9 protein-coding genes and 1 tRNA gene are annotated in these 12,382 nt (G+C 74.7%); 4 read left to right on the forward strand and 6 right to left on the reverse strand.

Features of this window, described 5'->3' with window-relative positions; genetic code table 11:
* The 5 genes from AB0E19_RS29675 to AB0E19_RS29695 all read right to left on the reverse strand — a co-directional run bounded on the left by AB0E19_RS29675 (position 1) and on the right by AB0E19_RS29695 (position 7,929).
* Positions 1-2,274, reverse strand: a complete 2,274-nt coding sequence (locus AB0E19_RS29675; protein ID WP_362185273.1) for a VCBS repeat-containing protein — start codon at positions 2,272-2,274, stop codon at positions 1-3.
* A gap of 37 nt (positions 2,275-2,311) precedes the next feature.
* Positions 2,312-2,689, reverse strand: coding sequence for a VOC family protein (locus AB0E19_RS29680; RefSeq protein WP_362185274.1), 378 nt, complete (start codon positions 2,687-2,689; stop codon positions 2,312-2,314).
* Positions 2,690-3,101: 412 nt separating this feature from the next.
* Entirely contained in the window at positions 3,102-4,154 is a 1,053-nt protein-coding gene (locus AB0E19_RS29685) for a cellulose-binding protein (protein ID WP_362185275.1), read from the reverse strand.
* Between the two features lie 195 nt (positions 4,155-4,349).
* A complete protein-coding gene (locus AB0E19_RS29690) occupies positions 4,350-6,923 on the reverse strand; it encodes an SUKH-4 family immunity protein (RefSeq protein ID WP_362185276.1) in 2,574 nt (857 codons plus the stop codon).
* A 7-nt stretch (positions 6,924-6,930) separates the two neighbouring features.
* Positions 6,931-7,929: an SMI1/KNR4 family protein gene (locus AB0E19_RS29695; protein ID WP_360607829.1), complete on the reverse strand. Its 999-nt coding sequence runs from the start codon at positions 7,927-7,929 to the stop codon at positions 6,931-6,933.
* 327 nt (positions 7,930-8,256) lie between these two features.
* Between AB0E19_RS29695 and AB0E19_RS29700 the strand changes: the two genes are divergently transcribed.
* Both AB0E19_RS29700 and AB0E19_RS29705 read left to right on the forward strand, forming a co-directional pair.
* A complete protein-coding gene (locus AB0E19_RS29700; protein ID WP_362185277.1) occupies positions 8,257-8,760 on the forward strand; it encodes a YwqJ-related putative deaminase in 504 nt (167 codons plus the stop codon).
* Positions 8,761-8,767: 7 nt separating this feature from the next.
* Positions 8,768-9,250, forward strand: coding sequence for an SUKH-3 domain-containing protein (locus tag AB0E19_RS29705; RefSeq protein ID WP_360607666.1), 483 nt, complete (start codon positions 8,768-8,770; stop codon positions 9,248-9,250).
* On the opposite strand, the gene AB0E19_RS29710 is transcribed toward AB0E19_RS29705, so the two are convergent.
* Entirely contained in the window at positions 9,247-10,545 is a 1,299-nt protein-coding gene (locus AB0E19_RS29710) for a histidine kinase (protein ID WP_362185278.1), read from the reverse strand. The genes AB0E19_RS29705 and AB0E19_RS29710 overlap by 4 nt on opposite strands.
* 91 nt (positions 10,546-10,636) lie before the next feature.
* On the opposite strand from AB0E19_RS29710, the gene AB0E19_RS29715 reads away from it, so the two are divergent.
* Positions 10,637-10,712: transfer RNA gene (locus tag AB0E19_RS29715), tRNA-Gln, on the forward strand.
* Between the two features lie 119 nt (positions 10,713-10,831).
* Positions 10,832-12,280 (forward strand): bifunctional UDP-N-acetylglucosamine diphosphorylase/glucosamine-1-phosphate N-acetyltransferase GlmU, encoded by a 1,449-nt coding sequence (glmU, locus tag AB0E19_RS29720; protein WP_362185279.1) that lies wholly within the window; start codon positions 10,832-10,834, stop codon positions 12,278-12,280.
* Positions 12,281-12,382: the final 102 nt, after the last annotated feature.

A 12,382-nucleotide genomic window follows, 5' to 3' on the forward strand; every position in this document is an offset into this window, starting at 1 on the left:
TCAGAAGAGGGAGTCGTACGCCGAGTCCTGCGTCAGGCCCACCCGGACGCCCCGCTTGAACGGGGCGGACCAGTCGCCGGTACCGGCGTAGAAGGTCTCGTCGCCGTTCCACGCCACGAGGTCGGCGCGGCCGTCGCCGTCGGCGTCGCCGACGGCGGTGAGGCCCTTGAAGGCACCCCAGCCGCCGCCGACCTGCTTGCGGGCGGCGAAGGTGCCGTCGCCCTTGCCGAGGTACAGCCACAGCATGCCGGAGCGGTCCCGGGCGAGGAGGTCGCCCGCGCCGGCGCCGCCGAGGTTCCCGGCGGCGGTGATCTCGTTGTAGACCTGCCAGCCGCCGCCGATCCGCTTCCGGGCGGAGAACGGCGCCTTGGCGTTGCCGGTGCCCGCGTAGAGCCACAGGACGCCGGTCTTGTCGGTGGCGAGGACGTCGGGCCGCCGGTCGCCGGTGACGTCGCTGCCGCCGGTGATCCGGTCGTACGTCTGCCAGCCGCCGCCGATCTGCGTACGGGTCGCGAGCGGCGCGTTCCGGTTGCCGGTGCCCTGGTACAGCCAGAGCACGCCGGAGCGGTCGCGGGCGATGCTGTCGGGGGCGGAGCTCCCCGCCACGTTCCCGACGGACACCAGCCGGTCGTACGTCTGCCAGCCGCCGCCCACCCGCGAACCGCCGGTCCCGGTGAGCGGACCGCCGGTGGCGGCGGGCCGGGTGCCGTAGCGCCACAGCACGCCCTGCGGGTCCCGGGTGAGGAGGTCGGCGGTGCCGTCGTCGTCGTAGTCGTGCGCGGCGGCGGGCCGGGTCACGTGGAACCGGCCGGTCGTGACGAGGTCGGGGCCGATGCCGTCGTCCGGGCGGGCGGTGAGCTTCCACTCGTACGCGCCGCTGCGCGCGGGACTCGCCCACGCGGCGTTCTCCAGGTCCTTGCCGTCCCAGTGCCAGGTGATGCGGCGCGGCTCGCCGGCGGCGCCCTCCGCGGGCCAGGCCCGCGAGACGCTCTTCCCGCTGGGCACATGGGTCAGGGTCATCGTGACCCGGGCGTCCCCCCGGGACAGGTCCCAGCCGAAGTCGACGCCGCGCGCCGCCTGTTCGCCGGTGATCTCGTTCGGGGTCGCGTGGTCGGTGAGGGTGACGACGGTCGACTGCCCGGTGGACGCGACGAGTTCGACCGTCGGCCGGCCGTCGTCGGCGCGCGGCGCGATCCGGTACAGCCCCTCGCCGTGCTCGGGGGTGCCGCCGCGCACGAGCAGCGTGCCGTCGGGGCCGATGACGGCGGAGGAGAAGGCGGTGAGCAGGACGGCCTTCTCCCCGGGCCGCTCGACCGACTGGACGACGAACGGCAGCCGTGTCGTGGCCTCTCCGCCATCGGCGGAACCGGCCCCGTCGATGTGGGCCTTCTGACCGGACGCCACCCAGCCGCCGACCAGGTACACGGGGTCGCTCACGTCGTACTCCGACGGGAACCAGAGCTGGGGGTTCGGGGCGCCGCGCCGGTGGACGGCGACGCCGTGACCGCCCGGCACCCTCGCCTCCCGCCAGGCGATGTGGGTGGCGGAGACCGCACCGTCCCAGGCCCACGCGTCCGGGCCGACGAGGAGCCAGCGGGTCTCGCCGGTGGCGAGGTCGGCGAAGATCTTGGCGGGGAACCTCTGGTCGCCCACCCGGCAGTCGTAGAGCGCGGCGCCGGTGTCGGTCCAGGCGCCGTCGCCGTTGTCGCAGTCGACCTGGACTCCGCCTTCGACCTCGCGGAACGTGGGCGTGCCGCCCGCGAGGACGGCGGCGTCGAGAGTGGTGGCGTACTGGACCGTGCGGCCGTCCTCGTACCCCTCGACGAGGAGGGTGCGGCCCGCCAGGCCCGCGTACGTGTAGTCGCCGAGCGCGTCGAGGTCGATCACGACCGGCGCCGCGTCCGGCTTCGCCATGTCGTGGACCTTCAGCAGCGAGCTCACGCTCATCAGCCTCCGGTCGCCGGTGACGACGAGGTCCGAGCCGCCCCCCGCCGCGTCGGCGCCCGGCAGCACCACCGAGGTCCCGTCCGCGTACCGCGTCCAGCGGAACTCCGGCGTCTCGCCGCGGGTCTTCGACAGGAAGCCGCTCGGGCCCGCGCCGACGACGTCCGCGTCGCGCGGGAACGGTACGGCGGCCGCCTGCTGGTCCTGCGCGGCGACCGGCGCGGCGGTCGCCGGGAGCGTGGTGAGCGTGCCGCCGGTGGCGGCGAGGACGACGGTGACGGCGGCGGCCGCGAGACGGCGGCCGCGCGTGTGTACGTGCTTCACGTGCATGTTTCCCTCCCCTGGGAGGGAAAACGCTACCGGACGGTCACTTCCCGTCCCGCTTCCGGGGCGACACGCAGAAGGGGTGCCCTGCCGGATCCAGGAGCACGCGCCACAGGTCGGGGCGGGGCTGGACGGCGGGGAGCGTGGCGCCGAGGGCGGTCAGCCCGGCCACCGCCTCGTCGAGGTCGTCGACGTCGAAGTCGAGGTGGAGCTGGGCCGGGACGTCGCCGTCCGGCCAGGTCGGCGGCCGGTGGTCCGCGACCCGCTGGAAGCCCAGGACCAGGCCGCTCCCGTCCACCAGGGCGGCGAAGTCCGCGTCGGAGCGTTCGTGCAGGGGCAGGCCCGTGGCCTTCGCGTAGAAGTCGGCGAGGGCCAGGGGGTCGGCGCAGTCGAGGTTCACCGCCGTCAGGTTCATCCGCATGCGCGGAGACTACGGCGCGGCAGGCGGTCCCGCCTCGGGGTTTACGGGGAACTCCGCGGAGGTTTCCCCGGCGGCCCTTCTTCGGGCCTCCACCGAGGCGCCCCCGGGGCTCCCCGGGCGGGGCTTCACCTGCGCCTCCGCCGGGGCGGGGCTTCACCCGGGGCCTCCACCGGGGCTCCCCGGGCCGGGCTTCACCCGGGGCCTCCGCCGGGGCGGGGCTTTACCCGGGGCCTCCGCCGGGGCTCCCCGGGCGGGGCTTCACCCGGGGCCTCCACCGGGGCTCCCCCCGGGAGCCTGCTCCATTGCCCCGCCCGGGTCGCCCCCCGGGGCACTCCGGAAGGCCACTCCGGAAGGCCACTCCGGGGGGCCACTCCGGGGCCATCGCGGCCTCCGCCAAGGCCCCCCGAGGGGCCTACTCCGGGGCCTCCCCCGAGGCTCCGCCAAGGGCTCCTTCAGGGGCTTCGCCCGAGGCTTCGCCCAGGGCCGTGTCGGGGGTTTCCGCCGAAGCCTCCGCCCGGGTCTCCCCGGTTGTCCGCTCCGGGGTCGTCCCGGCGCCTTCCGGGGCTTTCGGGGCTTTCGGTGCCGCCGGGGCCTTGTCGGGTTCCGCCGCCGTCGGGCGGCCCGTCAGGGCGGCGAGGGAGTTGCGGATGTGCTCCATGTGGGAGTGGATCTCGTCGCGGGACTCGTCGTGCTCGCGCAGCAGCCGCTCCGTCGCGCGCTCGGTCCGCTCCGCCTTCAGCCGGGCCTCCGCCAGGATCTCCGCGGCCTTCGCCTCGGCGTCCTCCTGGCCGTGCCGGGCCTCCTCCTCGATGCGGGCGAGGGCCCGGCGGGCCTCCCCCAGGCGGGCCTCGGCCCGCGCGACCTGCTCGACGTGGCGGGCGTCGAGCGCGGCGGCCGCCGCCTCCGCCTCGCGGTCGGCGTCGGCACGGGCGGTGCGGTGCTCCTCGGCCTGGTGGGCCAGGAGTTCGCCCGCGCGGTGCGCGGTCTCCCCGTACGCCTCCTCCGCCGCCTCCCTGGCCCCCTCCGCGTCGCGGCCGGCGATGACGGCCAGCTCCTCGGCGCGTTCGCGGGCGGTCTCCAGGGTGGCGCGGGCCTTGGCCTCGGCCGCGGCCCGTACCCCTTCCGCGTAGGCTCCGGCCGTCTCCCCGGCCTCCCGGGCCGCCGCGTCCGCCGCCTCCGCGACGGCCTGCGCCTCGGCCTCGGCGGCGCGCACGAGCCGCTCGTCCTCCTGCTCGGCGAGCTTCAGGATCTGTCCGGCGGCCTCGCCCAGGGACTCGTACCGCTGCGGCTTCAGCGCCGCGACGGCCTCCCGCAGCGCGGCCAGCTCCGTCTCCATCTCCTTGGCGAGGACGGTCAGCCGCGCGGCCCGCTCCCATGACTCGTCGCGCTCCCGGGAGAGCGCGTCGACGTGCCGGTCGACCTGCTCCGGGCGGTACCCCCGGCCCCGTCCGACGGAGAAACTCATCCTGACGCCCCTTCCCTATGGCCTCACCCACCAGGATGCGCCATAAGAACGGACAAAAGGCGCCCGACGTGATCACACATCGAGCGCCCTTCGTCACATTCCGCTCTCACACGGCGTCAGATCCACCACCACGCGAAAGCACCGGAAGCACCGGAAGCACCGGAAGCACCGGAAGCAGCCGAAGCAGCCGAAGCGTCAGAGCAGTCCGTCCCACATCTGCTCCAGCAGCACCGACCACCAGTTCTCCGGCGACGACAGCGCCGCCGGGTCCAGCATCGCCAGCTGCGCCTGGAAGTCGACCGTCCAGCGGCCCGCCTGCTCCGGGGTCAGCCCGAACCGCAGCCGCCACATCCGGCCGAGCAGCGCCATCGACCGCGTGAACTCCGGCAGCCCGGTGTTCACGAACTGCGCCGGCACCGACGCCCCGCCCGGACCCGCCTCCACCGGCACCGCCACGATGTGCGCGGTCCCGTACTGGACACAGATCGCCCGGCCGAAGTCCGAGCCCAGCACCAGGTACGAGCTCGCGTCCGGCGCCGCCGGCACCTGTCGCTGCTGCGCCAGCTCCGCCAGCGTGGGCACCACCGGCACCGCCGGCTGCGCCCAGAAGAACGGCCCGAAGTCCGCCGGAAGCCCCGCCCACATGAGCGTGACCGCCACCAGCTCCGGCACGCCCTGCCGGGACACCGCGCGCTGGTCGAACCGGAGGATCCCCGGCCCGAACGCGCCCGCCAGCTCCTGCGCCACGGCCTCCGGCGGCACCGGCGGCGCCGGCTGCACCTGCGGCAGCGGGGCCCGCACCGGAGCGGGCCGCGCCGGACCGTCCGCCACCTGGTGCAACTCACCCTGGTGGGTGAGGAGCTGACGCATGCCCTGCTGACGGCCCGCGTGATCGCGGCCGTACGGGGCGATGCTGGTGATCCGCGCCTGCGGCCACGTCTCCCGGATCATCCGCGCGCAGTACCCGCCCGGCAGCTCGCAGGACGCCAGCTCCGTGTGGAGTTCGAGCACCTGCTGCGGCGGCACGCCGAGCCCGCGCAGCTCGTGCAGGATCTGCCACTCCGGATGCGGGGTGCCCGGCGCCGAACGCCGGATGATCTGCTGCTCCGAACCGTCCGGCGCCCGGTACCGCAGCACCGCCTGGTACCCGGGACCGACCGTCGGCACACCGGCCGGCGGCTGCTGCGGATACCCGTAGGCCGGAGCCGGACCGGGACCCGGAGCAGGGGCGGGAGCCGGGACCGGGCGCGGTGCCTGCGGCGCCGCCGGGGCGGGGCCCGGCGGAGGCAGCGGCGCGCCAGGACCCGCCGGACCCGGCTGGGCCAGCATCGTCGGCGCGTGCTCGATGCCGTGCGCGGGCGTGCCCGCACCACCGGCGGCACCCGGAGCACCGGGAGCACCCGGCGGCGGGGGCGGCGGAGGCACGTTGCCCCCGCCGGCCGGACCGGCCTGACCGGGATGCGCCAGCATCGTCGCCGCGTGGTGCACCGGCTGCGGCGGCGTCACCGGCCCCGGCGGCGCGGGCGGCGGAGGCGTACCCGGAGCCCCGGGAGCCCCCGGACCCACCGGGACACCCGGCGCCGGCGTCTGCGGCACCAGCTGCGTCGGTACGTACGCGGGCGCGGGCGCGGGCCCGCCGGACGTCGCACCGGGCACCCCCGGCGGAGGCGGCGGGGCGACCGGCGCCGACGCCTGCTTCTTCGGCGGCAGCGCCGCCTTGCTCGTCGCCGCGTCCGCGATGTCCCCCGCTCCCGGCACGACCGGCGGGGCGGCGGGCGGCGGCGGGGTGGCACCCGGCGCCACCGGCGGCGGCGTCGCCCCCGGCGGCGGAGCCGCGGCCGGGTCCAGACGCGGCGCCACGGCCGTCTTCGGGAGCGCGCTCCCGCCGTGCATCAGCGCCGTCGGCGCGTCGGCGCCCACCACGGGCGCCGGGGTGTCCTCGTCGTCGGCCCCCGACAGCGCCGGCGCGAACACCGTCGCCGGCAGCGGTACGCCCTCCACGCCGCCGGAGCTCGCGTTGGCGTCCGCCCACGGACTCGCCGGCGCCGACGCCGGAACCCCGTCCATCGCCGTCGGCTCGTACCCGTCCTCGTCCCCGCCCGACGACGCGGACGAGGAGGAAGAGGAGGAAGAGGAAGAGGACGAGGACGAGGAAGGGGCCGAAGAGGAAGCGGACGAGGCGGGCGCGTCGAACGACGGAAGCGGGATCGCCGCCGACGACGTCTCCGAACCGTCCGAACCGTCCGAGGCGTCCGCCCCGGCCGACGACACCGACACCGACCCCGCCGCCGCGACCGCCTCCGGGCCCGACGCCGGAACCACGTCGCCACCCGTGTCCGGCTCGCCCTCCGGCTCGCCCCGCTCCTCCTGCGACGCGTTCGGCCGCTGCGGCAGACCGATCTTGTCCGCCGCGTCCTGCAACCACTCCGGCGGACTCAGCAGGAACGACGTCTGGTTCAGGTCGATGCGCGCGGGCGCCGCGGCCGGAGCCGGCGCCGCCTGCTCCTCGGCGGACCCGTACTCCTCCTCGTACCGCCGGATCACCTCACCCACCGGCAGCCCCGGCCACAGCGTCGCCTCGCCCGAATCCCGCGCGATCACCAGCCGCTGCCGGCCCGTGTCCGCCGTCGGACCACCCTCACGGGCCTCCGCCCACACCACGAAACCCAGACCGAACTCCCGCACCCGCACCTCCTGGTGCTGGTACGGCGGCAGATCGCCGTTGATCCACTCCTCGGCGCGCTCCTGCGCCTGCGCGAACGTCACCACAGCCGGCTCACCCTCCCACCGGGACCACGGGAACGGCGCGCGCGAAGCCGCCGTCCACCATCAGATTCGCGACCGTCTCCAACTCCGGCGGATTGCCGGCCAGCCGCAGCAGGAACGCGTCGAAATCCTCACCACACGGAAGCAGCAGACGCTCCACCCGCTCGTTCACCGACCACCCCGCGGCCTCCTCACCGGAGTCCCGCACGTCGTCGTAGGCACAGAACCACACGGAACCCACGCCCGCGCCCCGCACCTTCACCGCGACCAGACCACCCTGCACGAACGCCACCCCCAGGTAGTCCTTCGTCAGGTGGTCCCGCAGACACTTGTTGACGTAGACGAGGTCGTTGACCCCCGCCTCCTCGCGCACCGTGAAGAACGGCTGGTCCACCAGGAGCCCCAGCTCCGCGTCGAGCGCCGCGCCCACCGGCGCGCACCCGCCCGCCACCTTCAGGAACGAGCGGTACGCCCCGGGCAGCCGGTAGCCGAGGTCCTCCTCGACCCCCTGCAACTGCTGCTCCGACACCGACATCCCGGACTTCGGCAGCCCGAAGTGCACCGGACGCGTCTCCTGCAACGGCCGCGTCCCCCGCTTCGCGTGGTCCACCGCCGCCGTCGCCACACCACCGTGGTGCCGCAGCAGCGCCTTCACCTCGACCGGCACCAGCTCAAGACGGCGCGAACCCGCCACGTGGTGCCACGTCCAGCCGTGCGGCGTCGCCACCGCCGGAATCGTGTCCCACAGCTCGTGCCCGGTCGCCGCCATCGCCGCGTTCGCCGACACGTAGTCCGTCAGCCGCAACTCGTCGACGCCGAAACCCTCCGGAGGCTCCGCGATCTCCGCCGCCGCACGCGCGTACGGCGAGAAGTCCGGGAAACCCCGCTCGTCCACCCGCACCCCGCGCGGATGCCGCGAGGCGCGCACCGGATCCGGGAAGCGCACGACCTGCCCGGCATAGGCCGCGTTCGGTGGCGCGGTGTACTGCCCGAGCCGACCTGTCGTCATGGCGGTTGCCCCCTGCATGGCGTCACTGGCTGCTACTGCTTACAACTGCTCGCTACTGGCCGCCCGCACCCCCGGACACCACTGCTCCCGGTAGGCCCGAGCGATCCCGCACAGCCTATGCGCTGCCACAAGAGCACGAACCGGCCCACGTCCCCACCGGCCCGCCCCGCACACCCAGCGTCACGAACCGTCACGATGCCATGACAAGCCGACCACGGGTCCGACACACCGGCGCGGCGAAACCCCCACCCAGCTTCCCCATATGGCTCCCTATTTGGCAGGCTGTCACCGCAACTCGGGGGATTGCAGGAGGGGAAGACCAGCACGATGTACGCCAGCACGACACCCACGCAGGGTGACCCACGCCTCAACTGGAGCAGCGACACCGACCACGGCCGCGCCCCCTTACTGCTCCACCGCCGCGACGGCATCCTGCCCGCCGTCGGGGCCGCGCTCTCCGTCCGCGGCGAGACCCTCACCTGCACCGCCGGCCGCGGCGAGACGCCGCCCGTCCTGCACGCCCTCGTCCAGGACTTCCTCGACACCCTCACCAGCGGCCAGCGCGAACGCTTCACCGGACGCTGCCCCGAGGCCATCCTGCTCTCCCGGCACCTCACCGCCACCGAGAACGGCCGCTCCAAGCGCGCCCAGCGCAAGCCGCTCACCGCCGGCGAGGCCCGCCGCAGCCTCAAACACGCCAAGATCACCGCACGGCGCATCCGCGAGGACGGCGACCCCCTGCACGGCAGCTACGCCGCGCCCTGCCGCTCCTGCACCGCCCTCCTCGACCACTTCGGCGTCCGCACCGTCACCCCCACCGAGAACGGCTGACCGCCCCATGGCCGACACCACCCGCTTCCCCGTCAACGTCGACGCCGCCCTCCGCGACGCCGGCTGGCAGCCCGGACGCTGGGACATCAAACTCGCCGAGGAATGGGCCGACACCCTCCGCGCCCACGTCTCCCCCGCCGGCCACCGGCACAGCGTCTTCCCCGCCGTCGTCGAGGCCTGGGCCGAATTCGGCGGCCTGCGCCTCACCGCCCCCGGCCACGGCCGCCAGATAGCGCCCGCCACCCTCCGCTTCGACCCGCTCGCCGGCCTCCACCTCGCCCGCACCCTCGCCGACCTCGGCCGCGCCCTCGGCACCGAACTCGCCCCCCTCGGCGAGGAGGGCGACCACCAGGCCGTCCTCGCCATGGACGCCGAAGGCCGCGTCTACAGCCTCGACCACGCCGGCGACTGGTACCTCGGCCGGGACATCGACACCGCCCTCGCCACCCTCGTCACCGGCACCCAGCCCACCCGCCTCACGGCCGGCTAGCCGCGCCCCACCGGGATCACCGCGGACACCTTGAAACCACCCGCGTCCGTCGGCCCCGACACGAACGCGCCCCCCAGCCGCACCACCCGCTCCTTCATCCCCACCAGGCCGTTCCCACCGCTCGGCAGCCCCGCGTCCGCCGCCCCCGCGTCCGACGGACCGTTCTCCACCTGCGCCGCCACCTCCGCCTCCCGGTGCGCGAGCCGCACCACGACCGACGCGCCCGGGGCGTGCTTGTGCACGTTCGTCAACGCCTCCTGGACCACCCGGTACGCCGTCCGCTCCACCTCCGGCGGATACGCCCCCGGCTCCCCGAGCACCACGAGGTCCACCGCCGCCCCCGCCAGCCGCGACTCCTGGCACAGCTCCTCCAGAGCGCCAAGGCCCGGCCCCGCCGCGGCCTCCGCGGCGGCCGCCGCCGCCCGCCCCACCGCCGCCAGCGGCACCGCGACCGGAGCCACCGCCGGCTCCTCCTCCCGCAGCACCCCCAGCATCTCCCGCAGCTCCGTCAACGCCTGGCGCCCCATGTCACCCACCAGCGCCGCGTTCCGCACCGCCTTCTCCGGATCCTTCAGCGCCACCGCCTGCAAGGCCGCCGCGTGCACCACCATCAACGACACCCGGTGCGCCACCACGTCGTGCATCTCCCGCGCGATCCGCCGCCGCTCCTCCTGCCGCGCCCACTGCGCCCGCTGCTCCGCCCGGTCCGCGAGCAGCGACAACTCCTGCTCCAGCGAATCCGCCCGCTCCCGCAGGCTCTCCATCAGCCGCCGCCGCGCCCCTATGTAGAGCCCGAACAGCACCGGCGGCGCGTTCAGCCCCAGCGTCATGAACAGCGCCATCACCGGCACGTACCAGGCGCTCGGATCGAAGTCGTCCGCCTGCGCGGCGATGTCCCGCCGCATCTCCACGGCCGTCACGACGAACACGGCGACCGTCGCCATCCCCGCCAGCACCGCCGTGTACCGCCGGGGCACCTCGGAAGCGGCCAGCGTGTACAGCCCGACGATCCCCAGCAGGAAACCCATCTCGGCCGGCGCCACCGCGATCGACACCAGCACCACGGTGATCGGCCACCGCCGCCGCACCAGCAGCACGGACCCCACGAGGAACCCGAACAGCGCCCCCAGCGCCTCCGGCACCCCCGCGCGGCCGGCGAACGCCACCCCCTCGAAGGCGCACTCCACCCCCGACACCAGCGCCAGTCCGACATCGAGCACGGCACTCCGCCGCCGCCCCCACCACCACACGGCCCGCGCGCCCGGCGCGTCCCGATCTGCCCCCGTTGCGGTCATGCCCCCACCCTACGGGCGCGCCCCTTCGTCTTCGGCGGCATCTCGGCGGAGCCCTTTCCGCGAACCGTCTCCGGTATGGTCTGAGGCGCCGTCCCCTGTGGTGTAACTGGCAGCACACTGGTTTTTGGTACCAGCAGGACAAGGTTCGAATCCTTGCGGGGGAGCCACCGCGCACACGTCCTCGGTTCGGGCCCTGACCTCCCAGGTCAGGGCCCTTGCTCGTGGCCGCCCCGCAACGCCCCGGTATCCTTCGTGCGTCCACCACCCAAAGCCGAAGGGCATATCCGTGAGCGCCAACCGCCCGGCAGCCGTCGTCGTCCTCGCAGCGGGTGAGGGCACCCGCATGAAGTCCAAGACCCCCAAGGTCCTGCACGAGATCGCCGGGCGTTCGCTCGTCGGGCACGTCGTGTCCGCCGCGCGCGAGCTGGAGCCCGAGCACCTCGTCGTGGTCGTGGGGCACGCGCGGGAGCGGGTGCGGGGGCACCTGGAAGAGGTGTACCCGGGGACCCGTACCGCCGTGCAGGAGGAGCAGAACGGCACCGGGCACGCGGTGCGGATGGCGCTGGAGGAGCTCGGGGCCGCGCCCGAGGGGACCGTCGTGGTGGTCTGCGGCGACACTCCGCTGCTGTCCGGCTCGACGCTGAAGGGGCTCGCCGAGACGCACGCCGCCGACGGCAACGCCGTGACCGTGCTGACCGCCGAGGTGCCGGACTCCACCGGGTACGGGCGGATCGTGCGGGACGTGGCCACCGGCGCCGTGACCGCGATCGTCGAGCACAAGGACGCCTCCCCGGGCCAGCTGGACATCCGGGAGATCAACTCCGGCGTGTTCGCCTTCGACGGCGCCCTGCTCGCGCAGGCGATCAAGCAGCTGCGCACGGACAACAGCCAGGGCGAGGAGTACCTCACCGACGTGCTGTCGATCCTGCGCGAGGCCGGGCACCGCGTCGGCGCCTCCGTGGCGGCCGACCACCGGGAGATCCTCGGGATCAACAACCGCGTGCAGCTGGCCGAGGCCCGCGCGCTGCTGAACCGCCGCCTGATCGAGGCCGCGATGACGGCCGGCGTGACCGTGGTCGACCCGGCGTCGACGATCGTGGACGTGACCGTGACGTTCGAGCCGGACGCCGTGATCCACCCCGGTACGCAGCTGCTCGGCGCCACGCACGTCGGCGAGGACGCCGAGGTCGGCCCGAACACCCGCCTGACGGACACCACCGTCGGCCGGGGCGCGCGGGTGGACAACACCGTCGCCGTGGAGGCGGAGATCGGCGACGGGGCCTCCGTGGGCCCGTACGCCTACCTCCGTCCGGGCGCGCGGCTCGGCGCGAAGGCGAAGATCGGCACGTACGTCGAGGTGAAGAACTCCTCGATCGGCGAGGGCACCAAGATCCCCCACCTGTCGTACGTGGGCGACGCGACGATCGGCGAGTACTCGAACATCGGCGCGGCGAGCGTCTTCGTGAACTACGACGGCGTGGCCAAGCACCACACCACGATCGGGTCCCACTGCCGGACCGGTTCGGACAACATGTTTGTGGCTCCCATCACGATCGGGGACGGCGCGTACACCGCCGCCGGGTCCGTGATCACGAAGGACGTGCCGGCGGGTGCGCTGGCCGTCGCCCGGGGCCAGCAGCGGAATATCGAGGGCTGGGTCGCCCGGAAGCGGCCCGGCAGCGCCGCGGCGAACGCGGCCGAGGCGGCCTCGGAGGGGTCGGCCGGCGAAAGCTGACCGGAAACAGGTACGCCGAACTCGGCGTACCGTGATAGGTGCACACAAATTCGGCTGGTTCGCACACGCGTCCGGGAGCTCCGGGAGCGCGGGTCTTGCGGC

The organism is Streptomyces sp. NPDC047974, from assembly GCF_040653375.1.
Lineage (GTDB): Bacteria > Actinomycetota > Actinomycetes > Streptomycetales > Streptomycetaceae > Streptomyces.